The 24,175-nt window shown below is 65.9% G+C and carries 34 protein-coding genes; 18 read left to right on the forward strand and 16 right to left on the reverse strand.

Annotation, left to right across the window (positions count from 1 at the left end; all coding sequences use genetic code 11):
* Positions 1-3 precede the first annotated feature (3 nt).
* The 3 genes from D2V04_RS13140 to D2V04_RS13150 all read right to left on the reverse strand — a co-directional run bounded on the left by D2V04_RS13140 (position 4) and on the right by D2V04_RS13150 (position 3,284).
* Entirely contained in the window at positions 4-801 is a 798-nt protein-coding gene (locus tag D2V04_RS13140) for an SDR family oxidoreductase (RefSeq protein WP_119514299.1), read from the reverse strand.
* Between the two features lie 48 nt (positions 802-849).
* A complete protein-coding gene (locus tag D2V04_RS13145; RefSeq protein ID WP_119514114.1) occupies positions 850-1,989 on the reverse strand; it encodes an acyl-CoA dehydrogenase family protein in 1,140 nt (379 codons plus the stop codon).
* A gap of 131 nt (positions 1,990-2,120) precedes the next feature.
* The gene (locus D2V04_RS13150) at positions 2,121-3,284 is read right to left on the reverse strand and encodes an acyl-CoA dehydrogenase family protein (RefSeq protein WP_119514116.1); all 1,164 of its coding nucleotides are present in this window, start codon (positions 3,282-3,284) and stop codon (positions 2,121-2,123) included.
* A 206-nt stretch (positions 3,285-3,490) separates the two neighbouring features.
* On the opposite strand from D2V04_RS13150, the gene D2V04_RS13155 reads away from it, so the two are divergent.
* The 7 genes from D2V04_RS13155 to D2V04_RS13185 all read left to right on the forward strand — a co-directional run bounded on the left by D2V04_RS13155 (position 3,491) and on the right by D2V04_RS13185 (position 9,980).
* Positions 3,491-4,927 (forward strand): MFS transporter, encoded by a 1,437-nt coding sequence (locus D2V04_RS13155; RefSeq protein ID WP_119514117.1) that lies wholly within the window; start codon positions 3,491-3,493, stop codon positions 4,925-4,927.
* 86 nt (positions 4,928-5,013) lie between these two features.
* Complete coding sequence (locus D2V04_RS13160; protein ID WP_119514118.1) at positions 5,014-6,300, forward strand: acyl-CoA dehydrogenase family protein; 1,287 nt, start codon at positions 5,014-5,016, stop codon at positions 6,298-6,300.
* Positions 6,300-7,391, forward strand: a complete 1,092-nt coding sequence (locus D2V04_RS13165; protein WP_119514120.1) for a Zn-dependent alcohol dehydrogenase — start codon at positions 6,300-6,302, stop codon at positions 7,389-7,391. The genes D2V04_RS13160 and D2V04_RS13165 overlap by 1 nt, the downstream gene beginning before the upstream one ends.
* Complete coding sequence (locus D2V04_RS13170) at positions 7,391-8,476, forward strand: phosphotransferase family protein (RefSeq protein WP_119514122.1); 1,086 nt, start codon at positions 7,391-7,393, stop codon at positions 8,474-8,476. Before D2V04_RS13165 ends, D2V04_RS13170 begins: the two co-directional genes overlap by 1 nt.
* Positions 8,477-8,543: 67 nt before the next feature.
* Positions 8,544-9,365 carry a 2,3,4,5-tetrahydropyridine-2,6-dicarboxylate N-succinyltransferase gene (dapD, locus tag D2V04_RS13175; RefSeq protein WP_119514124.1) on the forward strand — a complete coding sequence of 274 codons (822 nt, stop codon included), beginning with the start codon at positions 8,544-8,546 and terminating at the stop codon, positions 9,363-9,365.
* Between the two features lie 88 nt (positions 9,366-9,453).
* Entirely contained in the window at positions 9,454-9,759 is a 306-nt protein-coding gene (locus D2V04_RS13180) for a hypothetical protein (RefSeq protein ID WP_147391824.1), read from the forward strand.
* Between the two features lie 32 nt (positions 9,760-9,791).
* Positions 9,792-9,980, forward strand: coding sequence for a DUF3008 family protein (locus D2V04_RS13185; RefSeq protein ID WP_119514128.1), 189 nt, complete (start codon positions 9,792-9,794; stop codon positions 9,978-9,980).
* 59 nt (positions 9,981-10,039) lie between these two features.
* Here D2V04_RS13185 and D2V04_RS13190 read toward each other — a convergent pair whose 3' ends face one another.
* The 4 genes from D2V04_RS13190 to D2V04_RS13205 form a co-directional block, all read right to left on the reverse strand.
* Positions 10,040-11,293: a dipeptidase gene (locus D2V04_RS13190; RefSeq protein WP_119514130.1), complete on the reverse strand. Its 1,254-nt coding sequence runs from the start codon at positions 11,291-11,293 to the stop codon at positions 10,040-10,042.
* A complete protein-coding gene (locus tag D2V04_RS13195; RefSeq protein ID WP_228766435.1) occupies positions 11,294-12,094 on the reverse strand; it encodes a DUF72 domain-containing protein in 801 nt (266 codons plus the stop codon).
* A gap of 102 nt (positions 12,095-12,196) precedes the next feature.
* Positions 12,197-12,448: an SWIB/MDM2 domain-containing protein gene (locus D2V04_RS13200; RefSeq protein WP_119514134.1), complete on the reverse strand. Its 252-nt coding sequence runs from the start codon at positions 12,446-12,448 to the stop codon at positions 12,197-12,199.
* Between the two features lie 34 nt (positions 12,449-12,482).
* Complete coding sequence (locus D2V04_RS13205) at positions 12,483-13,085, reverse strand: YbhB/YbcL family Raf kinase inhibitor-like protein (protein ID WP_119514136.1); 603 nt, start codon at positions 13,083-13,085, stop codon at positions 12,483-12,485.
* Positions 13,086-13,332: 247 nt separating this feature from the next.
* On the opposite strand from D2V04_RS13205, the gene D2V04_RS13210 reads away from it, so the two are divergent.
* Complete coding sequence (locus tag D2V04_RS13210; protein WP_119514138.1) at positions 13,333-14,793, forward strand: S41 family peptidase; 1,461 nt, start codon at positions 13,333-13,335, stop codon at positions 14,791-14,793.
* Positions 14,794-14,852: 59 nt separating this feature from the next.
* A complete protein-coding gene (locus D2V04_RS13215; RefSeq protein ID WP_119514140.1) occupies positions 14,853-15,185 on the forward strand; it encodes a DUF962 domain-containing protein in 333 nt (110 codons plus the stop codon).
* A gap of 1 nt (position 15,186) precedes the next feature.
* Here D2V04_RS13215 and D2V04_RS13220 read toward each other — a convergent pair whose 3' ends face one another.
* Complete coding sequence (locus D2V04_RS13220) at positions 15,187-15,630, reverse strand: COG3650 family protein (protein WP_119514142.1); 444 nt, start codon at positions 15,628-15,630, stop codon at positions 15,187-15,189.
* A 120-nt stretch (positions 15,631-15,750) separates the two neighbouring features.
* Here D2V04_RS13220 and D2V04_RS13225 point away from each other — a divergent pair, with 120 nt between their 5' ends.
* The 3 genes from D2V04_RS13225 (at position 15,751) to D2V04_RS13235 (ending at position 16,952) form a co-directional block, all read left to right on the forward strand.
* Positions 15,751-16,212, forward strand: a complete 462-nt coding sequence (locus tag D2V04_RS13225) for a PRC-barrel domain containing protein (RefSeq protein ID WP_119514143.1) — start codon at positions 15,751-15,753, stop codon at positions 16,210-16,212.
* 61 nt (positions 16,213-16,273) lie between these two features.
* A complete protein-coding gene (locus D2V04_RS13230) occupies positions 16,274-16,558 on the forward strand; it encodes a DUF3175 domain-containing protein (RefSeq protein WP_119514144.1) in 285 nt (94 codons plus the stop codon).
* Positions 16,559-16,574: 16 nt separating this feature from the next.
* Positions 16,575-16,952, forward strand: coding sequence for a hypothetical protein (locus D2V04_RS13235; protein WP_119514145.1), 378 nt, complete (start codon positions 16,575-16,577; stop codon positions 16,950-16,952).
* A gap of 42 nt (positions 16,953-16,994) precedes the next feature.
* On the opposite strand, the gene D2V04_RS13240 is transcribed toward D2V04_RS13235, so the two are convergent.
* The 3 genes from D2V04_RS13240 to D2V04_RS13250 all read right to left on the reverse strand — a co-directional run bounded on the left by D2V04_RS13240 (position 16,995) and on the right by D2V04_RS13250 (position 18,120).
* A complete protein-coding gene (locus D2V04_RS13240; RefSeq protein WP_119514300.1) occupies positions 16,995-17,219 on the reverse strand; it encodes a hypothetical protein in 225 nt (74 codons plus the stop codon).
* A 78-nt stretch (positions 17,220-17,297) separates the two neighbouring features.
* On the reverse strand, positions 17,298-17,510 hold the full coding sequence (locus D2V04_RS13245) for a cold-shock protein (protein WP_119514146.1): 213 nt from the start codon (positions 17,508-17,510) through the stop codon (positions 17,298-17,300).
* 193 nt (positions 17,511-17,703) lie between these two features.
* On the reverse strand, positions 17,704-18,120 hold the full coding sequence (locus D2V04_RS13250) for a DUF6491 family protein (protein ID WP_147391825.1): 417 nt from the start codon (positions 18,118-18,120) through the stop codon (positions 17,704-17,706).
* A 148-nt stretch (positions 18,121-18,268) separates the two neighbouring features.
* Here D2V04_RS13250 and D2V04_RS13255 point away from each other — a divergent pair, with 148 nt between their 5' ends.
* Positions 18,269-18,505, forward strand: coding sequence for a DUF2061 domain-containing protein (locus D2V04_RS13255; protein ID WP_119514148.1), 237 nt, complete (start codon positions 18,269-18,271; stop codon positions 18,503-18,505).
* Here D2V04_RS13255 and D2V04_RS13260 read toward each other — a convergent pair.
* The 3 genes from D2V04_RS13260 to D2V04_RS13270 form a co-directional block, all read right to left on the reverse strand.
* Positions 18,502-19,086, reverse strand: a complete 585-nt coding sequence (locus D2V04_RS13260) for a DUF4142 domain-containing protein (RefSeq protein WP_147391826.1) — start codon at positions 19,084-19,086, stop codon at positions 18,502-18,504. The two genes, D2V04_RS13255 and D2V04_RS13260, sit on opposite strands and share 4 nt — an antisense overlap.
* A 101-nt stretch (positions 19,087-19,187) precedes the next feature.
* A complete protein-coding gene (locus D2V04_RS13265; RefSeq protein WP_119514150.1) occupies positions 19,188-19,508 on the reverse strand; it encodes an antibiotic biosynthesis monooxygenase family protein in 321 nt (106 codons plus the stop codon).
* 145 nt (positions 19,509-19,653) lie between these two features.
* Positions 19,654-19,953: a helix-turn-helix domain-containing protein gene (locus tag D2V04_RS13270; RefSeq protein ID WP_119514151.1), complete on the reverse strand. Its 300-nt coding sequence runs from the start codon at positions 19,951-19,953 to the stop codon at positions 19,654-19,656.
* A gap of 89 nt (positions 19,954-20,042) precedes the next feature.
* Here D2V04_RS13270 and D2V04_RS13275 point away from each other — a divergent pair, with 89 nt between their 5' ends.
* From D2V04_RS13275 to D2V04_RS18315, 3 genes are all read left to right on the forward strand, one after another.
* Positions 20,043-20,498, forward strand: coding sequence for a GFA family protein (locus D2V04_RS13275; RefSeq protein WP_119514152.1), 456 nt, complete (start codon positions 20,043-20,045; stop codon positions 20,496-20,498).
* A gap of 42 nt (positions 20,499-20,540) precedes the next feature.
* A complete protein-coding gene (locus D2V04_RS13280) occupies positions 20,541-20,933 on the forward strand; it encodes a GFA family protein (protein ID WP_119514153.1) in 393 nt (130 codons plus the stop codon).
* 121 nt (positions 20,934-21,054) lie between these two features.
* On the forward strand, positions 21,055-21,189 hold the full coding sequence (locus D2V04_RS18315; protein ID WP_267463455.1) for a hypothetical protein: 135 nt from the start codon (positions 21,055-21,057) through the stop codon (positions 21,187-21,189).
* A gap of 35 nt (positions 21,190-21,224) precedes the next feature.
* On the opposite strand, the gene D2V04_RS17975 is transcribed toward D2V04_RS18315, so the two are convergent.
* The gene (locus tag D2V04_RS17975; RefSeq protein ID WP_182849755.1) at positions 21,225-21,395 is read right to left on the reverse strand and encodes a hypothetical protein; all 171 of its coding nucleotides are present in this window, start codon (positions 21,393-21,395) and stop codon (positions 21,225-21,227) included.
* Between the two features lie 104 nt (positions 21,396-21,499).
* Between D2V04_RS17975 and D2V04_RS13285 the strand changes: the two genes are divergently transcribed.
* On the forward strand, positions 21,500-21,991 hold the full coding sequence (locus D2V04_RS13285) for a YaiI/YqxD family protein (RefSeq protein WP_119514154.1): 492 nt from the start codon (positions 21,500-21,502) through the stop codon (positions 21,989-21,991).
* Here the strand turns inward: D2V04_RS13285 and arr are convergent.
* Positions 21,981-22,391: an NAD(+)--rifampin ADP-ribosyltransferase gene (gene arr, locus D2V04_RS13290; RefSeq protein ID WP_119514155.1), complete on the reverse strand. Its 411-nt coding sequence runs from the start codon at positions 22,389-22,391 to the stop codon at positions 21,981-21,983. The two genes, D2V04_RS13285 and arr, sit on opposite strands and share 11 nt — an antisense overlap.
* Positions 22,392-22,615: 224 nt before the next feature.
* Here arr and D2V04_RS17790 point away from each other — a divergent pair, with 224 nt between their 5' ends.
* Positions 22,616-23,920 (forward strand): helix-turn-helix domain-containing protein, encoded by a 1,305-nt coding sequence (locus D2V04_RS17790; protein ID WP_147391827.1) that lies wholly within the window; start codon positions 22,616-22,618, stop codon positions 23,918-23,920.
* Positions 23,921-24,175: the final 255 nt, after the last annotated feature.

The raw sequence follows: 24,175 nt of genomic DNA on the forward strand, positions 1-24,175 counted from the left end.
CGATCAAGCCGGCTCGGCGAAGTGCGTCGGCAGGTGCGCGTTGACGATACCGCCGTCGACAGTCAGCGTCTCGCCGATGGTGTAGTCGCCCGCCCGGCTGGCGAGGTAGACGGCGGTGCCGCCCATGTCGAACTTGTCGCCCACGCGCTTGCTCGGAATGCCCGCGGCCGACTTCTCCTCCTGATCGCGCGCAGCCCGGTTCATGTTCGAGGGGAACGCGCCCGGCGCGAGGCTGGTGACGTAGACGTGATCCTTTACCAGCCGCGCCGCCATGCGGCGCGTGAGATGGATCAGCGCCGCCTTGGAGGCCTGGTAGGAATAGGTCTCCCACGGGTTCACGCGCTGCCCGTCGACCGAGGTGATGTTGATCACCTTGGCGGGCCGCTCCGGGCTCGCCGCGGCGGTGAGCAGCTTGTGCAGTTTCTGCGTGAGGAAGAACGGCGTCTTGACGTTGAGGTCCATGACCTTGTCCCAGCCGCTCTCCGGGAAATCGACATAGTCCGCGCCCCAGGCCGCACCGGCGTTGTTGACCAGAATGTCCAGCCGGCTCTCGCGGGCGGAGATCTCCTCGACCAGCGCCTCGATCCCCTCCATCGTCGAGATATCGCCCTGGATGCCGACGACTTTCTCGCCCAGCTCCGCGCAAGTCGCCTCGATCTCGTCGATCTTGCGGGCGGTGATGTAGACCCGCTCGATCCCGGCGGCGAGGAAGCCCTCGACGATCATCCGCCCGATCCCGCGGCTGCCGCCGGTGACGAGCGCGATCCGGCCTTCGAGGCTGAAGAGGTCGTTGAGGGTCATCATGTTTTCTCCAATTCACCCCCTCCCGCAAGCGGGAGGGGAGATTGATCAATATCCGCTCATCTCCGCCACGCGGCCGGCGTGGTAGTAGACGTCGCCCATGAACTCCGCGAGCGCGCGGTCGCGCTTCATGTAGAGGCCGATGTCGTATTCGTCGGTCATGCCGATGCCGCCGTGCATCTGCACGCCTTCCTTGACCGCGAGGCCCGCCGCCTTGCCGACCTTGGCCTTGGCGACCGAGGCCATCAGGTCCGCCTTCTCGCTCCCCGCATCGAGGAGCTGCTGCGCCTTGATCGTGACGGCGCGGGCGATCTCGACTTCGGAATAGAGATGCGCCGCGCGGTGCTGGAGCGCCTGGAACTCGCCGATCAGCTTGCCGAACTGCTTGCGCTGCTTGAGGTAGTCGACCGTCATGTCCATCGCCCCGCGCGCGACACCGACCCCTTCGGCAGCCGCACCGACGCGGCCTGCCATCAGGACCTTGTTCAGAATCTCGCGCCCGCCATCGACTTCGCCGATCACCGCGTCGCCGTCGAGCTCGACATTGTCGAACGTGGTGTGCGTCGCCATCGAGCTGTCGACCAGGCGCACCGCGTCATGAGACATGCCCGAGACGTCCTTCGGCACGGCGAACAGCGTGATGCCGTCCGTGTCATCGTCCGCCCCGGACGTGCGCGCGGCGACCACGATCATGTCGGCGCTGCCGCCATAGACGACGAAGTCCTTGCGGCCCGACAGGCGGAAGCCGTTGCCGGATTTCTCAGCCCGGGTCTTGATCCGCTCGGGCCGATGCTTGGCGCCTTCGTCGATCGCCACCGCGAACACGCTCTCGCCCGAGACGAGGCCCGGCAGCCAACGCCCGCGCACGTCGTTGCTGCCATGCTGGAGCGCGGTGCCGGCAAGCACCGCGCTGGTCAGGAAGGGCGATGGCGTGAGGTTGCGCCCGATCTCCTCGAGCACGATTCCCGCCTCGACATGGCCCATGCCGAGCCCGCCGTCGTCCTCGCCCACGAGGATGCCGGTGAAGCCCATCTCGGCGAACTGCTTCCACAGGCCGTGGCCGAAGCCGTCCTTGCAGTCGCGGTCGCGCCAGTGGCGCAGCTGCTTCGCGATCGCGCCTTCCTCGGCCATGAACTGGCCGACGGTGTCGGAAAGCATCGTCTGATCGTCGGTGTGGTAGAGTGGCATTCTAACTCCCTCTCCCCTTCAGGGGAGAGGGCCGGGGAGAGGGGAACTCCCCCCGGCCCTCAATAATGACAATTCCTATGGAGGCGCGACGCCCCCTCTCCCAACCCTCTCCCCTGAAGGGGAGAGGGCTTTTACGCCCCCGGCAGCTCCAGGATGCGCTTGGAAATGACGTTGAGCATCACCTCGCTGGTGCCGCCCTCGATCGAGTTCGCCTTGGTCCGCAGCCAGCTCCGCGCCGGCTTGCCGCCGTCGGTCTCCTCGCTCTCCCATTCGAGCGCGGCGGAGCCGCCCGCGGCCATGATCAGTTCGTGACGGCGCTTGTTCAGCTCGGTCCCGGCATATTTCATCATGTTCGGCTGCGCCGGGTGCGCCTTGCCGATCTTGACCTCATCGAGGAACTTCTCCCCCATCGCGGAGAAGGCGAGCGCATCGACGTCGAACATCGCCAGCTCGGCGCGCAGCACCGGATCGAGCTCCCCGGTCTGGCGCTTGAGCATCGCACCGATCCCCGCGCCCCGCTCGGAGCTATCGGCGCCCGAGATCATCTCGCGCTCGTGACCGAGCAGGTACTTGGCGACGTCCCACCCGCGGTTGATCTCGCCGACGTACTGGTCCTTGGGCACCTTCACGTCGTCGAAGAAGGTCTCGCAGAACGGGCTGTTCCCACTGATCAGCAGGATCGGCTTGGTCGAGACGCCCGGCGTTTCCATGTCGAACAGCATGAACGTGATGCCGCGGTACTTGTCGTTCTTGTCGGTGCGGACGAGGCAGAAGATCCAGTCGGCCTTGTCGGCGTAACTGGTCCAGATCTTCTGGCCGTTGACGACCCAGTGATCGCCCTTGTCCTCGCCGAACGTCTGCAAGCTGACGAGGTCGCTGCCCGATCCCGGCTCCGAATAGCCCTGGCACCAGCGGATTTCGCCGCGGGCGATCTCGTTGAGGTACTTCTTTTTCTGCTCCTCGGTGCCGAAGTGGAGCAAGGCCGGGCCGAGCATCCAGATACCGAAGCTGGAGAGCGGCGGGCGCGCACCGATCCGCGCCATTTCCTCGCGCAGCACCTTGGCCTCGGCAGGCGAGAGGCCGGCGCCGCCGTATTCCTTCGGCCAGGCGGGAACGGTGTAGCCCTTGTCGCGGCACGCCTCGAACCAGGCCTTCTGCGCGTCGTTCTTGAAGGTGGCCTTGCGGCCGCCCCAGTAGACGTCCTCGTCGTCGCGCACCGGCTCGCGCATTTCGGGCGGGCAGTTGGCTTCCAGCCAGGCGCGGGTTTCCGCGCGGAAGGTATCGAGATCAGACATGGGAATCGGGCTCCTCTCGGGAAAATCGCGGCGGCGCTCGAACGTCGCCGGTTTACGTGCAGGTTAAGGTGATTCGGACCGCCGCTGCAAGCGCGAACGTGTTTTCGCGCGATGCCGTAGCGTCACCACGAGCGCGTTGACGCGGCTTTACGTTCCCGTAAGCTGCGCGCGATTCTCGGGAGGAGAGGCCCGCATGCGATTTCACGATGACCACGGCTGACAGAACCGGCCCGCTGCCGCTGCGGATCAAGCTCGCCAACGGCTTCGGCTCGATCGCGTTCGGGGTGAAGGACAACGGCTTCTCGGTCTTCCTGCTCACCTTCTACAATCTGGTGCTCGGGATGGAGGCGTGGCTGGTCAGCCTCGCGCTCGTGATCGCGCTGGTGGTCGATGCGTTCGTCGATCCGCTGCTCGGCAACCTGTCGGACCGGACTTATACCCGCTGGGGCCGGCGCCTGCCGTGGCTCTACCTCGCGCCGATCCCGTTGGGGATCGCCTGGTACGTCCTGTGGTCGCCGCCGGTCGACGGACCGCCCAGCTTCGCCCTGCTGCTCGGCATGGCCGTGCTGATCCGCCTGCTCCTTTCGGCCTGCGAAGTGCCGTCGGTGGCGCTCGTGCCCGAGCTGACGCGCGACTACGACGAGCGCACGACGCTGTTCCGCTTTCGCTATCTGTTCGGGTGGACCGGCGGACTGGGGCTGCTGTTCCTGACCTACAGCGTCTTCCTGCGCGACGGCTTGCTCGACCGCGAAGGATACGTGACCTACGGGCTGGTGGGGGCGATCGCGATCGTCGCGACTTCGCTGATCTCCGCCCTCGGCCAGCACAGCTTCGTCGCGCGCTATCCCGAGACCAGGCCGCCGCCGTTCAGCCTGAAGGTCGCCTTCGCCGAGATCATCGAGTCGTTCTCCGAACGGGCGTTCCTGATCTTCGCCCTCGGCGCGGTGGCGGCATATATCAGCCAGGGCATGACCTTCGCGCTGTCGAACTACCTGTTCTACTTCGTGTGGGAATTCACCGAGAGTGCGCTGGCGATCTATCCCTTCATCCTGCTCGCCAGCGTGGTCGTCGCGTTTCTCCTGCTCGGCACGCTGCACAGGCGGTTCGGCAAGATCAGGGTCGCATCGGTCACGACCGTATTGGCGATGATCTTCTGGCTCGTCCCCTACGGTCTGCGCCTGGTCGGTCTGTGGCCCGAAGTCGGCAGCACGGCGTCGACGGCCCTGCTCTTCGCCTTCGTGCTCGTCAGCAACAGCCTCAGCGTCATGGTGCTCATTTCGGCATCCTCGATGGTGGCCGAGATCGTCGAGGCGTTTCAGGAACGGACCGGACGCCGTGCGGAGGCGGCGTTCTACTCCGGCAACTGGTTCGTCCAGAAATGCGCCACCGGCGTCGGCATCCTGCTGGCGGGCCTGATCGTCTCGATCTCGGGCCTGCCGACAGACGCCACGCCCGGCGCCGTCGCCAGGCCGATCATCGACAGCGTGATCGTGCAGTACTGCATCATGATTGCGCTTCTGGGCATGTTCTCCGCCTGGTGGCTGGCGCGGTTCCCGATCGACCGGGCCGATCACGAAGCGCGCCTCGCCGCGCTGGATGCGGCGGCCCGCGGCGACATCGACGCGAGCGGCACGGCGCCCTGACAGATTGCGGCTTGGCGGGGCCATGCGGCTCTGCCAGTTTCGCAGTGAAACGAACTCGAGAGACACGAAAGAGGATTGAGCGGACCATGGACTTCGAACCAACCGAACGGCAGCAGTACTGGCGCGACCGCGTGCGCGATTTCATCGAAGCCAACGTCCGCCCGAACGTCGGCACGTATGCCGAGCAGGATGCGCAAGGCGATCGCTGGAAGGTCATCCCGATCGTCGAGGACATGAAGGCCAAGGCCAAGGCGCAGGGCATCTGGAACCTGTTCATGCCGCCGCAGGGGCAGCTCAGCCATGTCGACGACAGCTTCGAATTCGACGGGCCGGGCCTGACCAACCTCGAATACGCGCTCTGCGCGGAGGAGATGGGCCGCATCGGATGGGCTAGCGAAGTGTTCAACTGCTCCGCGCCGGACACCGGGAACATGGAAGTGTTCCATCGCTACGGCACGCGCGAGCAGAAAGAACAATGGCTGAAACCCCTGATGGAAGGGGAGATCCGCTCCGCCTTCCTGATGACCGAGCCGCGCGTCGCCAGCTCCGATGCCACCAACATCGAGACGCGGATCGAGCGCGACGGCGACCACTACGTCATCAACGGGCGCAAGTGGTGGTCCTCGGGCGCAGGCGATCCGCGGTGCAAGATCGCAATCGTCATGGGCAAGACCGACTTTGGCGCCCAGCGCCACGCGCAGCAGTCGATGATCGTCATGCCGCTCGATGCCGGAGGGGTGACGATCGAGCGCCACCTGCCGGTGTTCGGCTACGACGACGCGCCGCACGGGCATATGGAGATCGCGCTCAAGGACGTGCGCGTGCCGGCCGACAACCTGCTGCTCGGCGAAGGCCGCGGGTTCGAGATCGCGCAGGGCCGCCTCGGGCCGGGCCGCATCCACCACTGCATGCGCACGATCGGCGTCGCCGAGGAAGCGCTGGCGAAGATGTGCCGCCGCCTGCAGGAGCGCGAGGCGTTCGGCAAGCCGATCTACAAGCATTCGGTGTGGGAGGAACGCGTCGCCCGCGCCCGTATCGACATCGACATGACCCGCCTGCTCTGCCTCAAGGCGGCCGACATGATGGACAAGGTCGGCAACAAGTCCGCCAAGCAGGAAATCGCGATGATCAAGGTCCAGGCGCCGAACATGGCGCTGAAGATCATCGACGATGCGATCCAGGCGCACGGCGGCGGCGGCGTGTCGGAAGACTTCGGCCTCGCCAAAGCCTATGCGCACCAGCGTACCCTGCGCCTTGCCGATGGGCCGGACGAGGTCCACGCCCGCTCGATCGCGCGGATGGAATTCGCCAAGCATGCGCCGCAGCCCGGTAGTGACACGATGAGCTCGGGCGATATCGGGGCGACGCGGTGATGGCCAAGGCAGCAATTCTCGAGCAACCCGGCAACGGTCTCGTCATCGGCGAGGTCGAACTGGCCGATCCGCTTCCGCACGAAGTCCTGATCGACACCAAGGCCTGCGGCCTGTGCCACTCGGACCTGCACTTCATCGACGGCGCCTATCCGCATGCCCTGCCGTGTGTGCCCGGGCACGAGGCAGCAGGCGTGGTCCGCGCGGTCGGGAGCGAGGTGCGCACCGTGAAGCCGGGCGATCACGTCGTCACCTGTCTCTCGGCCTTCTGCGGGCATTGCGAGTTCTGCGTCACCGGCCGCATGGCCCTGTGCCTCGGCGGCGACACGCGCCGTGCGCCGACCGATGCGCCGCGCATCACGCGGGCCGGCAGCGCGGACACGGTCAACCAGATGCTCAACCTCTCGGCGTTCAGCGAGCAGATGCTGATCCACGAGCACGCCTGCGTCGCGATCGACAAGGACATGCCGCTCGACAGGGCGGCCGTGATCGGCTGCGCGGTGACGACCGGCGCCGGCGCGATCTTCAACGCCTGCAAGGTCGTGCCGGGCGAGACGGTGGCCGTGATCGGCTGCGGCGGCGTGGGCCTCGCGACGGTCAACGCGGCGCGGATTGCCGGCGCGGGCAAGGTGATCGCGGTCGATCCCCTGCCCGAAAAGCGCGAGCTCGCCAAAGTGCTCGGCGCGACGCACACCGTCGATGCCCTGGCGGACAATGCAGTGGAGGAGATCGTCCGCATCTCGAACGGCGGCGTCGATCACGCGATCGAGGCGGTCGGGCGCCAGGCGAGCGCCGACCTCGCGGTCAAGGTCCTGCGTCGCGGCGGGACCGCGACGATCCTCGGCATGATGCCGCTCGACTGCAAGGTCGGCCTCGGCGCGATGGACCTGCTTTCGGGCAAGAAGCTGCAGGGCGCGATCATGGGGATGAACCATTTCCCGGTCGATCTGCCGCGGCTCGTCGACTTCTACATGCGCGGGCTGCTCGATCTCGACACGATCATCGCCGAGCGCATTCCGCTCGAGGCGATCAACGAAGGCTTCGACAAGATGCGCGCCGGCCACAGCGCGCGCAGCGTGGTGGTGTTCGACTGATGTCCGGAACGGCCACTCCGCCGATCGATTACGAAAAGGAAATGGTCGGCACCGTTGAGGTGCCCGAGCGCGACAAGCTCGACGAAGCGGCGCTGACGGTCTGGATGCGGGCCAACGTCGAAGGCTTCGAAGGCCCGCTGACGCTGTCCAAGTTCAAGGGCGGCCAGTCGAACCCGACCTACCGCGTCGACACGCCGCGCGTATCCTACGTCCTGCGCCGTCAGCCGTTCGGCAAGCTGCTGCCGAGCGCGCATGCGGTCGACCGGGAGTACCGGGCGATGGCAGCGCTCCATCCGACCGGCTTCCCGGTGCCGCGCCCTTATGGCCTGTGCGAGGACCCGGAGGTGATCGGCGCGAAGTTCTTCGTCATGAGCCTGGCCAACGGACGAAGCTTGTGGAACGGCGCCCTGCCGAACAATACCCCCGACGAGCGGCGCGAAATCTATCACGCCATGATCGACACGATGGCGGATCTTCACCTGAAGGACCCGGACGCGATCGGCCTGTCCGATTTCGGCAAGCCGACCGACTATTGCGCGCGCCAGATCGCCCGCTGGACCAAGCAGTATCGCCTCTCCGAAACCGAGACGATCCCCGAGATGGACCGGCTGATCGAGTGGCTGCCCGAAACGATCCCGCCGCAGCATGAATCGAGCGTCGTCCATGGCGACTACCGCCTCGACAATATGATCTTCGCGGCTGACGAGAACCGCGTGCTCGCAGTGCTCGACTGGGAGCTGTCGACGCTGGGCGATCCGATCGCCGACTTCAGCTACCTCATGCTCAACTGGTTCAACCCGACCGACGGCCGCGCCGGGCTGCTCGGGCTCGATCTGGAGGCGCTCGGCATTCCTTCGGTGGACGAAGCGGTCGAGCGCTATGTCTCGCGCACCGGCTATCCGGTGCCGCCGATGGACTGGTACTTCGCCTACAACCTGTTCCGCCTCGCCGGCATCATGCAGGGGATCAAGAAACGCGTGATCGACGGCACTGCCTCCTCCGCCCATGCCAAGCAGATGTCGGAGCGCGTGAAGCCGCTGGTCGAACGGGCTTACGAGTTCGCGCAAGCGGCCGGACTAGATTAGCTTTCTTGCCGCCCCGGCCTCGCCGGGCTAGCAGCCGGGCGCCTTTATCAATCGACCGGAGCGCCGCATGTCAGCCGAACTCGAAACCGCCATCGAAGCCGCATGGGAGAACCGCGCCGACGTCGGTCCGCATTCGACCGAAATCCGCGAGCAGGTCGAAGCGGCGATCGAGCTGATCGACAGTGGCAAGGCGCGTGTCGCCGAGCCGGATGGCCAGGGGGGCTGGCAAGTCAACCAATGGCTCAAGAAGGCCGTGCTCCTCTCGTTCCGCCTGCGCGACAATGCCGTGATCGAGGGCGCGGTCGGCGCCCCCGCCTACGACAAGGTGCCGAGCAAGTTCGCCGGATGGGACGACGCGCGCTTTGCCGCCGCCGGTTTCCGCGTCGTGCCCGGCGCGATCGTGCGGCGCGGCAGCCACATCGGCAAGGGCGTGGTGCTGATGCCGAGCTTCGTCAACATCGGCGCCTACGTCGGCGACGGCACGATGATCGACACTTGGGCCTCTGTCGGTAGCTGCGCGCAAGTCGGCAAGAACTGCCATATCTCCGCCGGTGCCGGCATCGGCGGCGTACTCGAGCCGCTGCAGGCCAACCCGACCATCATCGGCGACAACTGCTTCATCGGCGCCCGCTCCGAGATCGTGGAGGGCGTGATCGTCGGCGAAGGCAGTGTGGTCGCGATGGGCGTGTTCGTCACACAGTCGACCAAGATCGTCGACCGTGCGACCGGCACGATCACGCGCGGCGAGATCCCGCCCTACTCCGTCGTAGTGCCCGGCACGCTGCCCGATCCCAACGGCGGCCCCTCGCTCGCCTGCGCGGTGATCGTGAAGACGGTCGACGCGCAGACCCGCGAGAAGACCGGAATCAACGAGCTTCTGCGCGACTGAGCGCTCCCGCCTGACAGGAACATTGGCGCTCGCCAGACGTAGTTTCTCCCGAATACCACGGGTCGGGCACACTGCGGGAGCGAGAGCAATGGAACGTCGGGGCGAAGAAGTTCACATGAACGAGACCGAAGCGAGCGGCGGCTCGAAGGAAGGCGTCGTGCGCTGGGTGCTGATCGTCGGCACGTTCCTGGCGATCGCCTTCCTCACCATCATCTGGGTCACCGGCGCGCTGACGCAGGACGAGGTGGAAAGCCAGGCCACCGTCGAAGGCCGGATCGAGGCCACCCAGCCCGATACCGGGACCGACAGTATCGTCGACGACCGGGTGGACGAGATCGACGCACCCGAAGGCGGGGATAGCCCGGCCGACGAGCCGGGCCGGGTCGGAACCTGAGCGGGGGCTGCAGACAGGAAAGGAGTCGCACGATGCCTGCCAAGTCCAAAGCACAGCAAAAAGCCGCCGGCGCAGCGCTCTCCGCGAAACGCGGAGACACCAAGGTCTCCGAGCTCAAGGGCGCATCGAAAGGCATGTACGATTCGATGAGCGAGAGCGAGCTCGAGGAACTGGCGGATACCGACCGCAAGGACTTGCCCGACAAGAAGTCCGACGACTGAGCGAAGCCTCTCCGTCAGGATGTGGAGATTACTGTCCACGCTCCACTAATCCGCGCCCGTCAGGTCACCGGCGTTTCGATAGGCGGCTGATCCGCCTGCGCCACAGCCGCCGCTTCGGCCGCGCGCATCACGCGCAGCACGTTGCGCATCGAGATTTTCTCCAGATCCGCCTGGCTGTAGCCGCGCCGGGCGAGCTCGACGAACAGCGCCGGATAGCCCGAGACGTCCTCCATCCCCACAGGCCCCGTATCCATGCCGTCGTAATCGCCGCCGATCCCGATGTGATCGATCCCCGCCACCTTGCGGATATGGTCGATATGATCGGCCATGTCGGCAACGGTCGCTTTCGGCTCGGGGTTGGCCCGTTCCCATTCGGCGAGCGCGGCTTCGGCCTTGTCGGGCTGGCCCTGCCACAGCGTCGAGAGACGCGCCTCCTCCGCCTGCTGGCGGGCGTACCACTGGCGCGCGTCTTCGCTGACATAGCCGGGCAGCGCCACGACCATGACCACGCCGCCGTTCTCGGGCAGCCGCCGAAGCACGCTGTCGGGCACGTTGCGCGCATGGCCGTTAATCGCCCGCGCGCCCGAATGGCTGAAGATGACCGGCGCGACCGCCACGTCGAGCGCATCCTGCATGGTCTGCTCGCTGACATGGCTGAGATCGACCAGCATGCCGAGACGGTTCATCTCGCGCACCACGTTGCGGCCGAAATCAGTGAGGCCGCCATGTTCCGGCGCATCGGTGGCGGAATCGGCCCAGGAGAGATTCTGTGAATGCGTCAGCGTCAGGTAGCGGGCGCCGAGCGTGTACATCTGGCGCAGCACAGCGAGGCTCGACCCGATCGAGTGTCCGCCCTCCATGCCGAGGAGCGAGGCGATCTTGCCCTCGGCGACCGCCGCCTCGACATCGTCGGCGGTCAGCGCGAGCGCGAGATCGCCGGGATAGCGGCCGACCAGCCGCTTGGTCACATCGATCTGCTCGATCGTCGCCTGGACCGCCTCGGGTTCCTCAAGCGCCGCGGAGACGTAGACCGACCAGAACTGTGCGCCGACCTTGCCCTGGCGCAGGCGGTTGAGGTCGGTGTGCATCGTGCGCTGCTCGGCGTGTTCGGGGCCGGTGTCGGTGGTGTCGACGAAGTCGAAGTCGCCGATCACGTTCCCCCAGCGCCCGCGGAGCTGGATCGGCACGTCGTTGTGCCCGTCGAACACCGGCGCGGCTTCGAGCGCGGCGTCCGCCACCGCCTCGGGAGACTGTGCGGCAAGGCTCGAGGCCGCCAGCAGCGCGGCGGCAGACAACAGATATCCGATCTTCATTTACGACCCCCTGAGCTTCCCGGCGAGTGCCATCGCGGCCGCCGGGGCGCGTTCCTTCGCGCCGTTGATCATGAAAGCGAAGACGTCCCCGCCGCCATCGCGGCTCTCGGAACGCTGGCCGACGTGCGGCAAGCCCTGCGGCGCATGCCCTTCGGCCCACGAACGGCAGATGCGCGCGATGCGGTCGAGCCCATCCTCGTCATAGCCGGTCGGGCATTCGGAACGCATCTTCTGGCACCGCAAGTAGGCGAAGTCGGCGGTGCGGTCGGCGATCTCGGCGCGGCCTTCGTCCTCCGACCAGACGATCGCGACCGAAGCCTCTCGCGCGAGATCGACGAAGTCTGCGCAGGCGAAGCTCTCATGCCCTACCTCGATCGCATGCCGCAGCGGCACGCCCTCTTGCTCGGTGGGCAGAAGGGCGAGGAAGGCGCGTATCTCGTCGGGGTCGAAGCGCTTGGTCTTGGCCAGTTGCCAGAGCAGCGGGCCGAGCTTGTCGCCCAGCTCGACGATCCCCTGCCCGACGAACTTGGCGACGGATTCGCCCGCTTCCGACAAGTCCCGGCGATTGGTGACGAAGCGCGAGCCCTTCAGGGTGAAGACGAAGCCTTCGGGCGTCTCGTCGCGCCACTTGGCGAAGCTCTCCGGCTTCTGCAGGCGGTAGAACGTGCCGTTGATCTCGATCGCGCCGACCTGCTGCGAGGCATAGGCGAGTTCATCGGCCTGGCGCAGCCCTTCGGGATAGAAAGTTCCCCCGCGCCAATCGGGATAGGTCCAGCCGCCGATTCCAGTCCGGATCGTCATTCCATTCCTCATGCCATGACGAACGGGTTCGGCCAATCCGCCGGTGGAAAGCTGTGTGCCGGCGGCACGGCGGACGAGCCGCTGCACCGCCGGCGAAGCAGATCAGCTGAGGTGCTTGGAAACCGCAGCCGTCATCTTGAACATCGAGATCTGATCCTTCCCGATCACCGCGCCGAGCTTGGCATCGGGATTGATCATCCGCTTGTCCTTGGAATCCTGAAGACCGTTGGCCTTGATGTAGTCCCACACCTTCGAGGTGACCTGAGCGCGGGTCATCGGCCCCTTGCCCACGACATTCTCGAGATCCGATGAGAGGTTCACCGGCTTCTGCAGTGCATTGTTCTTGCCAGCCATCTTAGGTCCTTTCCTGTTCTTGGCTTGTTGCAGGTTACACGAAATCGTCGTCCCAGGGCTCGCCCCCGGCATCCTCAGCCTGGCGCTTGTATTTGCCCGTCAGCACGGCTGACGCAACCACGTGACCCTTCATCGCCGCGACCAGTTCGTCCCGCCCGGCGCCCGGCATGAGCGTGAGCGGCAGGTCCAGCGCGAAGAGCTGAAAGACATAACGGTGCGCGCCGTCCTCGCGCGGCGGCTCCGGCAGGAGCCATTCGGAATTGCGGTGCGCGTTCTTGCCGACGCGCGGCGGCACCTCGCCCTCCAGCAGCTTGCCGCGCTGGCCGGCGATGCCCCAGACCAGCCAGTGACACGGCGCGTCGTCCCCCGGGGCATCCGCATCCTCGACCACCAGCGCGAGTTCCATCGCGCCGGGCGGCGGCGCGGTCCACTCGAGCGGCGGGGCGACGGCATCTTCCTCGTCGGCGGTGAAGGACGGATCGAGTTCGCCGCCGTCCATGAAAGCCGGGCTCGACAATGCGAACCCGCCGCGCCCGAGGCTCCGCTCGTCGGCGAGGCGCGCGATCGTCAGCCTTCCATCGCCCGCACCCGATCCTTCGATCGCTCCGGCTAGCCAGGAAGGGGCGGCATTCGACATCTGGGCTCCTGTAGTCATCGGCGGCGCAATCTAGGGCGAATGTGGCCCACCCGCGAGGGCGTCACAGGGCAAAAGGAGGGTTTTCCACCGATGAGACGCGCTTTTCACCGCATTTCGGCCTGAAAATCATGCATTTTCGCATCCCTTACCGTGTCGTTCTTGCCTGTGGCGGTACGGCGGGGCATCCTCCGTGCCTGGTCGAGACCCGAATTCGGGCAGGCGCAGGGCAGAATCGGGAGGGGATATCGTGGACAGAGGTCGCACCGCGCTCAGCATCGTTCTGGCGGCGTCACTGGCAGCCTGCGGCGGCGGAGGAAGCAATTCAGGGGGCAGCGGAGGCGGCCCGATCGGCGGGACGCCGACGCCCACCCCGACCTCCTCCGCGTGCTCGCTGTCCGCCCGGCAGGACTTCGTGCGCGCCGTGCTCAACGAATGGTACCTGTTCCCGGAGCTGCTGAACACCAGCGCGAACAAGAGTTCGTACACCGACCTGCAATCGTACATCGACGCCCTGGTCGCACCCGCACGCGCGCAGGCGAAGGATCGCTATTTCACCTACATAACTTCGATCGCGGAGGAGGAGGCGTTCTACGAATCCGGATCGAGCGCCGGTTTCGGCATCCGGCTCGGCTACGACACGTCGAGCAACCGCGTGTTCGTGATCGAGGGGTTCGAAGGCGGCCCCGGCCTGCCCCAGGGCCTCGACCGCGGCGTCGAACTGCTGGCGGTCGGCACCAGCGCTTCCACGCTCCAGAGCGTCTCGACGCTGATGGCGTCCGGCGGGCCGCAAGCCGTGATCAATGCGCTCGGCCCCGCCAGCCCCGGACTGCAACGCGTCTTCCGCATTCGCGAGACCACCGGCACCGAGCGGCAGATCACTGTCACCAAGGCCGAGTTTCCGCTCGACCCGGTGTCCAATCGCTATGGCGCGAAGATCATCGACGATGGCGGCAAGAAGGTCGGCTATCTCAATCTGCGGACCTTCATCGATCCCGCCGATCCCGATCTGCGCGCCGCGTTCGAGGACTTCGGCGCGCAGGGCGTGACCGAGGTCATCGTCGACTTCCGCTACAATGGCGGCGGACTGGTCGCGATCGCCGAGCTGATGGGCGACCTGATGGGCCGCGCCCATGTCGGCGAGGTCTTCAGCCACACGACCCTGCGCCCGTCCAAGTCGGACAGGAACGAGACCGACCTGTTCGGCAGCCAGGCCCAGGCGATCGCCCCGACCAAGATCGCCTTCATCGGCACCGGCGGCACGGCGTCGGCCAGCGAGCTGGTGACCAACGCCTTCGTGCCCTACCTCGGCACGAACATGGCGCTGGTCGGGACCAACACCTACGGCAAGCCGGTGGGGCAATACGGGTTCGACAAGGAAGAGTGCGACGATCGCCTGCGCGTCGTCACCTTCAAGACCGAGAACGCCGACCACCAGGGCGAATACTTCACCGGCCTCGCGGACGTGGTGCCGGTCACCTGCCGCGCCAGCGACGACATCTTCACCCAGCTCGGCGACCCGAACGAAGCCTCGGTGGCGCAGGCGCTCGCGTTCCTGCGCGGCGGAGCGCCGGTGTGCAGCCCGATCAGCGGGACCGACGCGACGGCGATGCGGCAGGACCCGACCGCGCGGCCGATCACCTCGCGCCGCGAAGTGCTCCAGCCGCAGGCGCCGACGCCGGCGCAGCGCGAAGTGCCCGGCCTGTTCTGATCAGGGCGGCGGTCGCTGCCGCGTTGCCTGACGATCGGACGCGTGGCATGATTGCCGGCATGGCGCGCGCCTACACCACGTTCGCGGCGTTCTGGCCGTTCTACCTTCGCGAGCATTCGAAGCCGAGCACGCGGGCACTGCATTACGTGGGCACGACGCTGGTCGTGCTGATCGCGGCGTTCGCGGTCTTCACCGGGCGCTGGTGGTTGCTGCTCGCGCTGCCGGTGGCGGGATACTTCTTCGCCTGGATCGCGCACTTCGGGGTCGAGAAGAACCGCCCGGCGACGTTCACCTATCCGCTGTGGAGCCTCGCGGCGGACTTCCGGATGTGGTGGCTCTGGCTGACCGGCCGGCTTGGTCCGGAGCTCGAGAAGGCCGGCGTCAGGGCGTAACTTACGGGTGCTCGGGCCCGGTAAAGGGCGTCTTCTCGGTCCAGGCGCAGCCGCTGCGCTGCTCCTCCCCGATCTTCAGCGTCACCGTGAACGGATAGGTGCGATCGCTCATCCCGTCGGAGCATTCGCCAGGCGTTATCGCCATGTCGAACGGCTGTCCCTCGAACGTGCCGGAGTAGCCGAGGCCGTTGTTGCCCGCGAACCGTTCGACCGTGATCGTCGCGCCCTCGACGTTCTCGGGCGTCGAGTAGGTCAGCGCGCTGCCGGCTACCTTGCCGCCCCAGAACGGCTCGGTGCCGGTGAACTGCACGGTCTCCTCCGGCCCGATGGCGGAGAAGGCCTCACCGGCGCTGTCGCGGGTGGTGCCGTTTGGTCCCTCCGGCCCCGCGTGGCAGGCGGCCAGCGGGAGAGCGAGAGCGGCGGCGAGAAGAAGCGGACGGGTCATCCGCCCTGCCTATACCCGAAGCCGCGCATTGGCCAGCATCCGCGGCTCACTCGCCGCCGGAACCGGCGCGGGCGCGGCGGATTGATCGGGTGGATTGCCATTACCCAGAGGGACATCACCATGAAGCTTGTCACATATGCCGCGCTCCCGTTCGCCCTTGCAGCGCTGGCGGCATGCGATTCGCAGGCCGAACGCGAGGCCGATCGAGTCGAGGACCAGGTCGAGCAGCAAGCGGAAACCAGCGCGGCCGCCGCCGGCAACGCGGTGGCGGCGCTCGGCCTTACCGAGGCGCAACTGCTCGAAGCCGATCTCGTTGCCGAAGACGGCACCGATCTGGGCGACGTCGAGCAGGTTCGCCGCGATTCGGCCGGTACGGTCGAGGGTCTGCTGGTCGAAATCGAGGACAGCAATCCCGAGCGCTACGTCGTGGTACCGATCGACGGCCTGACGCCGAAGACCGTGGGCGACGATGTCGACCTCTCGACGACGATGACCGCCGCCGAGCTCGCGGACCTGCCCGATGCAGACATGGGGCAGCCCGGTGCCGCCGCAACCGGCACGGCGACCACGCCCGCGCAGTAGGCTCTGCAATATCCGGGGCGCGGCACTCCTGCTCGCCCCGGACCGGCGCAGGAGGACGGCGATGACCGAGAAATGGTCGCAGGACGTCACCGAGCATTCGGACGCGCTCGACCTGGAGGAAGGCGTCTTCACCAAAGACGATCCGAAGGACGTCGCGGAATCGCTCAAGCGCTCGGCGGAGCGCAGCAAGCGGCGCAAGGCCGATCCCTACGCTTCGGCGATGTCGATGCTGACGTTCTACATCAACCGCGCCGGCAAGGGCCTCGACAAGAAGCAGAAGAAGGTGCTCGAGGACGCGAAGGACGAACTGCGCAAGCTGTTCGGACGAGAGCCCGAGGACGATTGACCCGGGAGAGGCGCGCATGGCGCGGGAAACCTGGCTCGGCTGGAAGCTCGACCGCGCGGACCGCGAGACGCTGCTCGCGCGCTTCCCACCGCGCTACGCCGAGACCGTCGCCGATCACATCACCTTCGGCCGGGCGGACGATGCCCCGCCCCTGCCCGGCACCGACCGGGCACGGATCGTCGGGCGCGCGGACGACGGGGCGGGCGTCGAGGCAATGGTCGTGGAACTGGCCGGAACGACCGACCGTCCGACAGGCGGAACCTACCACATCACCTGGTCGCTCTCCGACGGGCGCGAGGCGCACGAGAGCAATGACGTGATCGCCGCGCGAGGGTGGGAACGGGTGGAAGGTACGCCCGAACTGCGCATCGAGGCGGCGCACTGGCCCTCGTAGCCATGAAGCAGCGAGGGTGAATACGGATCGAGGGGGAAGCGGCTAGAACTCGGGCGCGACGTCGAGCGCTTCCTGCGCGCGGCGGGCGGCTTTCTGCTGTTCGACCTTGGCGCGCTCTTCGGCCACCGCGCGGGCCTGATCGGCCAGCGCACGCCAGGTCGCTTCGGAGCGGCGGGCGCGTTCGCGCACGTTCTCGAGCACCGCGGCTTTGGCCTCTGCGGCGGATTCCTTCGCACGTGCGTCGTAGAATTCGAACGTCTGGCTCATCAGCGGTCCACCGAGATTGAAAGAAACGAGGCGATGCCGCCGGGCGCGCCGCATGGAGGGCGCGCCCGGCGAACGGGATCAATCGGCGGCGGAAAGGTTGACGGCGCTTTCCTTGCCGTTGCGACCGCGCTCGAGTTCGTAGTTGAGGCGCTGGTCCTTATCGAGCGTCTGCATACCCGCCGCCTGGACGGCGGAGATGTGCACGAAGCTGTCGCCCGAACCGTCGTCGGGCTGGATGAAACCGTAGCCCTTGTCGGTGTTGAAGAACTTTACGGTGCCAGTCTTGGCCATGGGTGTTCCTTTCAAAGAACGATGTTGCCCGCGGGCGAAATTGCCGTCGGGTCGTGCGTCGGGTCGTCAAATGAAAGGAAGTCGTCGTCTGGTTTGCGCCGGGGCCCGAGGCAAGCGGCGGTCGTCAAAAGCCGAAGTCCGTCGCAATTTTCGACGTCAGCGGCACGCTTGTAGCATGGGCCGGCCCAAACACCTAATCGCGTGCGCTCCGGCTGCCTTCCTCCCCGTCGCGGAGCTTGCGGATCATGCGCACCGGGCAGGTCCGGGTACCGAACGCGGGATCGGGAATGACGAGATCGACGTCGATCCCGCGGCAGATCTGGCCGATGCCGCGATCGCGCAGGCCGATGCGCCAGGAGAAGTCGAGCTCCGGGCACCCGCCGAACGTCTCGAACAGGTAGGTGTCGCGCGCGCCCACGTCGACGTAGATCTGCTCCGCCCCGTTCTCCGCATCGGGCGCGTCGCGGTAGCCGGTGACCGAGCGGGGAAAGAAGCAATCGCGCCCCTCGGACGCGGCGGCGGTGGATGCACCCGGGGCCTCCTCGTCCACCGGCGCACAGGCGGTGAGCGCTGCGGACAGGGCGATCAGGGCTGAAAGGGATTTCGTCATCGACGCCTCCTTCTCCAACAGATGCAATGGATAGACGGTGCCATCCGTTCCGCGCCTTGGTCGGCCGCCGGCATCGCGTGTCCGCTCGATTACACTGTCCACGTTTGATCGCTTCAATCAATCGAGCGCCGGGCTTACCTCTCCTCTCATGTCCCGCGATCTGGCCAAGACCCTGAGCTTCCTCGTGCTCCACCTCGGAGTGGGCTTCACCGTGGCCTATCTGTTCACCGGCTCGCTCGCGCTGGCGGGCGGGATTGCGCTGGTCGAGCCGCTGGTGAACGCGGCGGTGTTCTTCTTCCACGAGCGCGCCTGGAACCGGACGGGGAGCGGTGGCACGAGCGTGCTCGACGCCGTGCTCCACCGCCACGGAGCGGGCGCGGCCTAGCTGGCCGAAAGGCCCCGCGCGTGGTCGAGGTGACCCTCGACGACCGCGGCGGTCTCGCCCGCGAAAGCGGTGAGCGGTTCCGGCCCGCCGCTGTCCGCATAGCCCAGCAGCAGCGCCAGCGCCTGCTCGTGTGCGGCGACCTGCTGCTGCTTGTAGACCGCGTCGAACCGGTCGCCGGCCTGGCGCAGTTCGTCGAGCTGGGCCTGCTGGCCGGCGGTGAGCTTGGGCGCGACGGTCAGCGCCGGTTCCACCTCGGCCGCGGCGGACTTCAGGTTGTCGCTCGAGGTCGTGTGGTCCTCGATCATCATCGCCGCGAAGTCCTTGACCGCCTGCGAGGAGCCCATCTCCTGGGCCAGCTTGGCCGACTCGATCTCGAACATGTCGCTCGCCGCGGCCATGTCGACGAACTCCTGCGGGCTGGCCGGCACGGCCGCCTGGCCGGCGGGGGGGGTCATGCCGGTGTTGGCCGTGTCGTTAACGGTCATGTCGGCGTTGGGGTCGGTCGCGGTCTCGTCGGCGGTGTCGCCGCAAGCGGCCAGCGCGAGTGCGCCGGCGAGCGCGAGGAATGCAGCATGCTTCATCTCGATCGTCCTTCTCCAGAGACGGAGATCAATCCGGTTCACCCGCGGATGTTCCGCGGTGAAAGAGGTATTTTCATGCTGCAGCAAGGTTTTAACATGCGTTAGGCGACTCGCTCCAGCAGATCGTCGGTCACCTCCATCAGCAGCAGCGGCTCGTCCGCCGTGTCGGCGATGGCGTCGACGAAGGCGGCCCGGGTTGCGGGATCGTCGTAGACCATCTTGGCATCGTAGGCCGCTTGCCAAGTCGCGCGGTCGGGCCACTCGGCGACGCCGACGAAGCGGCGCTCGCGCTCGTCCCAGTGGAGGCGGGAGCCGAGCGAGCCGTACTTCTGAGTGATGAGCTCGGTCCCGCGGCGCCAGGCGGCGCGGAACTGCTCTTCCTTCCCGGGATGGACCTTCCACCAGTAGGCGGCGACGAACATTGGCTGTCTCCTCTCGCCCCTCCAATCCGCGCGGCGGGCGGGGCGTTCCGCGGCAAGGCGACGGGGCGTGTTGACACATGTGACAGACTACAAGGTCCAGGTGTCACCTTGCGGCGAGGACCTGTCACCTTGTGCGCCCCGCCTGTCACCTTGCGCCTCCCCCAAGCCGCTCCCGCGCCGCCCGCCGCGCGTGGCCGGCGCGCTGGGCGAGGTCCCAGCCCTGCGCGAAGTGCTCGCCGGCCCGCGTGCGCAGGCGGTAGGCGGACTGGCGGCTCATCCCGACCCGGCGCGCGGCGGCCGCCACGCTCTCCCCGGCAGCGAGCAGGTCGAGGAACGCCATCGCCTTGCGCGCGGTCCAGCGATAGTCGGCGTTGGGGCGGCGGCCCGAACTGCGGGTCGAGCGACAGGCGGCAGCGGCGGGCGGAGGGATCGATTCGTGCGTCATCGGGTAGTCTAAGGCACAGCAGGGGCCATGTAGGAAAGTCTTTTCCGACTGCGCCCCCGCGCTATCCTGCCACGCGAAAGGAGCAACCGATGGCCGATCCCGTTTCCCTCGACCCGCCGCTCGAAGGCCGCTGCCTGTGCGGCGCCGTCACCATCCGCCTCTCGCGCGTCAAACCCGGCGTCGACGTGTGCCACTGCGACATGTGCCGGCAATGGTCGGGCGGCCCGTTCTTCTCGCTGCATGGAGTGACGAAGGACGACTACGCGCTGGAGGGCGAAGGTGCGGTGCGCAGCTACCGCTCCTCCGAATGGGCCGAGCGCGCGAGCTGCACCGAATGCGGGAGCAACTTGTGGTACCAGTTCCTCCCGGCCGGCTCCTTCTCCTTCACCGCCGGGCTGTTCGATCTGCCCGCCGACTGGCGGATCGACGAGGAGATCTTCATCGACGAGATGCCGCCCTATGCCGAGCTCGCCGCCGACAGCACCCGGAAGACCGGCGCCGAAGTCATGGCCGAGGCCAAGGAAGGCGGATACGACTTCGGCTGAACCGCCGACCGCCACGACACCCGTTTTTGAAAGGAGAGCGGCATGGACCAGTTCACCGGCGGCTGCCTGTGCGGCGCGGTGCGGCTCGCGGCAGCGGGGCGCCCCTACCGCGTGGGCCTGTGCCACTGCCTCGACTGCCGCAAGCACTCCGGCAGCCTGTTCTACGCCGCGGCGATCTTCCCGCAGGATGCGGTCGCGATCGAGGGGGAGACCGGCGAATGGCAGGGCCGCCATTTCTGCCCGCGCTGCGGATCGTCGGTCTTCGCCCGCTTCGAGGACGAGATCGAGATCCACCTGGGCGCGCTCGACGCCCCCGACCGGTTCGCCCCGACCTACGAAAGCTGGACCGTGCGCCGCGAAGCCTGGCTGCCGCCGTTTCCGGGCACCAAGCAATACGCGCACGACCGGGAGGGCGAAGGACGGTCGGAGGATTGAAGGACGGTCGGAGGATTAGGGAGTCGCTCTCCTTTCCACGCCACGAACGATTTCATGCAAGGTGTCGCGGTAAAGAGCGTATCCTGCGCGGCGGGGCACACCGCCCCGTTAGGAAAAGACCATGGCCAAGGGCCAACGCAAATCGAACCGCGAAATCCGCAAACCCAAGGCGGACAAGGGGCCCAAGCAGAATGCCTCCAATCCCAGCCTCAAGCCGGGCGGGATCAAGGGGCTGGAGAACATGAAGAACGGCTGACGCGCAGCCGGGCGCTTCCGGTCATCCTTCGCCGATCACCCTTCGCTGCCGGGGCGCCCCTGCTTGCGGGTGTGCGCCGCGATCGCTTCGTCGAGTTCGGCGATGCGGCGGCGTTCGGGGGTGTCCTTGGCGAGGCCCTTGAGCCGGCAGGTCGCCCACAGCGACTTGCGCTCGGACTGCATCGCCTTGAGATAGAGATCGGCCATCGGGGGCCTCCTTTCGCGGGGGGCCTATGGGCGCGGCGGCGGCGAATGGCCAGTGCCGTGCGCGCGAATGACTTTGCGCGGCCGGGGCGCTAGGCGCGGAACGCATGGACAGCGACCGCACGCCTCTCACCATCCTCGTCGATGCCGACGCCTGCCCGGTGAAGGAGGAGATCTACCGCGTCGCCGCGCGCTTCAAGGCGCAGGTCGTGGTGGTCAGCAACGCGCCCTTCCGCGTGCCGCAGAGCCCGCTGGTCCGCCGCGTGCTGGTGTCCGACGCCTTCGACGCGGCGGACGACTGGATCGCGGAAGAGGCGGCGCGCACGGCCCCGCGATGCGTGGTGGTGACCGGCGACATCCTGCTGGCCGAGCGCTGCCTGAAGGCGGGCGCCAAAGTCCTCGCCCACAACGGCAAGCCGTTCGACGCCGCCAGCATCGGCACCGCCATCGCCACCCGCGCGATCATGGCCGACCTGCGCGCCGGGATGGACGGGATCGGCGGCGGCCCGGCGCCGTTCGCGAAGGCGGACCGCTCGCGCTTCCTGCAGGCGCTGGACCGGGTGCTGGTGGAACTGGCGCGGAAAGACCTCAGTCGATGATCTCGGCCCCGCCCTCGGCCGCCATCCGCGCGAGGGCGGCCTTCATCTCCGCCAGCCGCTCGGGCGGATGCGGCTCCCACTGCTCGACCTCGCCGACAATGCGGAGCGGCTCGCGCGAGCGGTAGGACTCGGTCGGGTTGCCGGGGAACTTCTTGTCGGTGAGGTTCGGATCGTCCTCGAACGCCCCGGTCGGCTCGACGATATAGATGCGCTCCCGCCCCTCACCCTTGGCCAGCTCACACCCCCAGGTCGCCGCATCGAGCGTGCCGGAGAAGTAGATCCACGACAGCTTGCGCTCGGCGTAGTTGGAGGTGAAGCCGGGCGCGAGCAGGTCCCCCGGCGCGAGATCGGCGCGGGTGCCGTGGTAGAAAGGGCCGGTGGCGTTGCGGGCGTAGGTCATCTCGCGTTGCTCATAGCTCAAAAATGTGGATGCCGTGCACGGCCAGGGCCCGATCATAAAGCGCGGCGGCGCGTCGTTTGTGCCGAGGAAGGCATGGCTGAGTATGGCTGCGGGACCGCGACGAGGGAGCGGGCACCGTAGTTTCCGTGAAGATGAAAGATTCGCCCCCGACGCTCATTTTGTCTAAGTGGCCTCTGAACGAACGAACGAGATCGAAAGGCTATATGCTGTACGAGGAATGGGGGTTCAGAGGGTGCCCCTTTGAAACAACATCACTGCCGCCGACTGAGTTCGGATCTCATCTTCTCGTGGGACGAGCGGAAGCTACAACAGCGCTACGAAAGCGCATTGCATCAAGCAATAAGCTCGCCACGGTCGAAGGCTTGAATGGCGTGGGAAAGACCAGCGTCGTCAATGTCTCCAGTTACCAACTGCTACGCCAGCACGTGGAGCTTGGCGAAGGACCTCTCTACATACCATGCAGGAAAGTTTTCCAACTTCGCCCCAATACGGACATCGAAGAATTTATTGATTATGTATTTATGGAGGTTGCCCAGACGCTTATAGAGGAGAGCGAGGAGATTAAACGAAAGGGCCACTACCTTCGATCAGAAGCCATGAATCGATGGCTAAATGAGCCACAGGCGGTTGCTTTCTCTGGGGGGATTTGGATTGTTTCCGGCGGGAGACAAGAGTCCGCGAACACTACGGATGGGTTTCAGAGAAGCGGCTTTCGCAAGGCGGTCATTGACTGGCTCAACAAGATCTTCCCGGAACGACGTGATGGGGGAGTTATATGCATCATAGATAATCTCGAACTCCTGCAATCCTCAGATGCTGCTCGCGAAAAACTCGAATATCTTAGAGATGAACTATTTATACTGAACGGTTTGCGTTGGGTCCTATGCGGCTCCCTTGGAATAATACATGGAGTTGTTACATCTCCTCGCCTGGACGGTTATCTCCACGATCCCGTAGAAATCGGAGAAATTGGCGCCGAGCATTGCACGCAAATTCTGACTTCTCGGCTCGCCGCCTATAAATTATCAGATCAATATTATATGCCACTGACCGAGCGCAGCTTTGAGCGTCTATATTCGATTCTTAACGGCAATATTCGAAGTGTTCTCGGATCTGCTGATGACTTCTGCCACTGGATCGCTGATCATCATGTCCCGGATACCGCTGAGGAAAAAGATGAAGCATTCCAATTCTGGCTCAATGATCAGGCAACCAGAGCATACGACGCCACACGCCAAAATATTAGACCTCGGGCGATGCGCGTTTTTGAACAGGCCTGTGAGAGAGTAGTTTTCTCTCCGAGCGATTTCGAGGAGTTTGGATTTAATAGCGTGGCGGCAATGCGCCCGCACGTGAAGGACCTCGAAGATGCTGGGACCCTAGTGAGCACTCAAGATGAAGGCGACAAGCGCAGGAAGACGATTCAAGTTACCCCCAAGGGATGGCTCATGAGTTACCATCTACGAAATACAAGTACTATTTCTAACGAGTCTGATTCTCCGATATAGTCTAATTCAATAGTAAGGCCTAAGTGATGGCTATAATGTTAGTAACATACGATCTGAAGCAGCCAGGGCGGGATTATCAGCCTGTCTTCGACCACATCAAGACAAATTACACGTGGTGCAAAGGACTTGAGTCGGTTTGGCTTTTGGACACAACTAAGACGGCTCAGACCATTCGAGATGAACTTAAAGCTCTAGTGGATAGCAATGATAAAGTCTTCGTAACACGACTTCAAGGAAATTGGGGGTCTTTTAATT

The organism is Pelagerythrobacter aerophilus, from assembly GCF_003581645.1.
GTDB lineage: Bacteria > Pseudomonadota > Alphaproteobacteria > Sphingomonadales > Sphingomonadaceae > Pelagerythrobacter > Pelagerythrobacter aerophilus.

Coding starts and splice junctions, on each gene's coding strand:
- D2V04_RS13150 (WP_119514116.1), bottom strand. CDS start 3,284: ATGTCTGATCTCGATACCTTCCGCGCGGAAACCCGCGCCTGGCTGGAA.
- D2V04_RS13200 (WP_119514134.1), bottom strand. CDS start 12,448: ATGGCTGGCAAGAACAATGCACTGCAGAAGCCGGTGAACCTCTCATCG.
- D2V04_RS13170 (WP_119514122.1), top strand. CDS start 7,391: ATGTCCGGAACGGCCACTCCGCCGATCGATTACGAAAAGGAAATGGTC.
- D2V04_RS13255 (WP_119514148.1), top strand. CDS start 18,269: ATGTCCCGCGATCTGGCCAAGACCCTGAGCTTCCTCGTGCTCCACCTC.
- D2V04_RS13155 (WP_119514117.1), top strand. CDS start 3,491: ATGACCACGGCTGACAGAACCGGCCCGCTGCCGCTGCGGATCAAGCTC.
- D2V04_RS13180 (WP_147391824.1), top strand. CDS start 9,454: ATGGAACGTCGGGGCGAAGAAGTTCACATGAACGAGACCGAAGCGAGC.
- dapD (WP_119514124.1), top strand. CDS start 8,544: ATGTCAGCCGAACTCGAAACCGCCATCGAAGCCGCATGGGAGAACCGC.
- D2V04_RS13240 (WP_119514300.1), bottom strand. CDS start 17,219: ATGAGCCAGACGTTCGAATTCTACGACGCACGTGCGAAGGAATCCGCC.
- D2V04_RS17790 (WP_147391827.1), top strand. CDS start 22,616: ATGCTGTACGAGGAATGGGGGTTCAGAGGGTGCCCCTTTGAAACAACA.
- D2V04_RS13140 (WP_119514299.1), bottom strand. CDS start 801: ATGACCCTCAACGACCTCTTCAGCCTCGAAGGCCGGATCGCGCTCGTC.
- D2V04_RS13235 (WP_119514145.1), top strand. CDS start 16,575: ATGGCGCGGGAAACCTGGCTCGGCTGGAAGCTCGACCGCGCGGACCGC.
- D2V04_RS13205 (WP_119514136.1), bottom strand. CDS start 13,085: ATGTCGAATGCCGCCCCTTCCTGGCTAGCCGGAGCGATCGAAGGATCG.
- D2V04_RS13185 (WP_119514128.1), top strand. CDS start 9,792: ATGCCTGCCAAGTCCAAAGCACAGCAAAAAGCCGCCGGCGCAGCGCTC.
- arr (WP_119514155.1), bottom strand. CDS start 22,391: ATGACCTACGCCCGCAACGCCACCGGCCCTTTCTACCACGGCACCCGC.
- D2V04_RS13165 (WP_119514120.1), top strand. CDS start 6,300: ATGGCCAAGGCAGCAATTCTCGAGCAACCCGGCAACGGTCTCGTCATC.
- D2V04_RS18315 (WP_267463455.1), top strand. CDS start 21,055: ATGGCCAAGGGCCAACGCAAATCGAACCGCGAAATCCGCAAACCCAAG.
- D2V04_RS13280 (WP_119514153.1), top strand. CDS start 20,541: ATGGACCAGTTCACCGGCGGCTGCCTGTGCGGCGCGGTGCGGCTCGCG.
- D2V04_RS13145 (WP_119514114.1), bottom strand. CDS start 1,989: ATGCCACTCTACCACACCGACGATCAGACGATGCTTTCCGACACCGTC.
- D2V04_RS13160 (WP_119514118.1), top strand. CDS start 5,014: ATGGACTTCGAACCAACCGAACGGCAGCAGTACTGGCGCGACCGCGTG.
- D2V04_RS13190 (WP_119514130.1), bottom strand. CDS start 11,293: ATGAAGATCGGATATCTGTTGTCTGCCGCCGCGCTGCTGGCGGCCTCG.
- D2V04_RS13230 (WP_119514144.1), top strand. CDS start 16,274: ATGACCGAGAAATGGTCGCAGGACGTCACCGAGCATTCGGACGCGCTC.
- D2V04_RS13220 (WP_119514142.1), bottom strand. CDS start 15,630: ATGACCCGTCCGCTTCTTCTCGCCGCCGCTCTCGCTCTCCCGCTGGCC.
- D2V04_RS13265 (WP_119514150.1), bottom strand. CDS start 19,508: ATGTTCGTCGCCGCCTACTGGTGGAAGGTCCATCCCGGGAAGGAAGAG.
- D2V04_RS13260 (WP_147391826.1), bottom strand. CDS start 19,086: ATGAAGCATGCTGCATTCCTCGCGCTCGCCGGCGCACTCGCGCTGGCC.
- D2V04_RS13275 (WP_119514152.1), top strand. CDS start 20,043: ATGGCCGATCCCGTTTCCCTCGACCCGCCGCTCGAAGGCCGCTGCCTG.
- D2V04_RS13270 (WP_119514151.1), bottom strand. CDS start 19,953: ATGACGCACGAATCGATCCCTCCGCCCGCCGCTGCCGCCTGTCGCTCG.
- D2V04_RS17975 (WP_182849755.1), bottom strand. CDS start 21,395: ATGGCCGATCTCTATCTCAAGGCGATGCAGTCCGAGCGCAAGTCGCTG.
- D2V04_RS13285 (WP_119514154.1), top strand. CDS start 21,500: ATGGACAGCGACCGCACGCCTCTCACCATCCTCGTCGATGCCGACGCC.
- D2V04_RS13195 (WP_228766435.1), bottom strand. CDS start 12,094: ATGACGATCCGGACTGGAATCGGCGGCTGGACCTATCCCGATTGGCGC.
- D2V04_RS13225 (WP_119514143.1), top strand. CDS start 15,751: ATGAAGCTTGTCACATATGCCGCGCTCCCGTTCGCCCTTGCAGCGCTG.
- D2V04_RS13250 (WP_147391825.1), bottom strand. CDS start 18,120: ATGACGAAATCCCTTTCAGCCCTGATCGCCCTGTCCGCAGCGCTCACC.
- D2V04_RS13245 (WP_119514146.1), bottom strand. CDS start 17,510: ATGGCCAAGACTGGCACCGTAAAGTTCTTCAACACCGACAAGGGCTAC.
- D2V04_RS13215 (WP_119514140.1), top strand. CDS start 14,853: ATGGCGCGCGCCTACACCACGTTCGCGGCGTTCTGGCCGTTCTACCTT.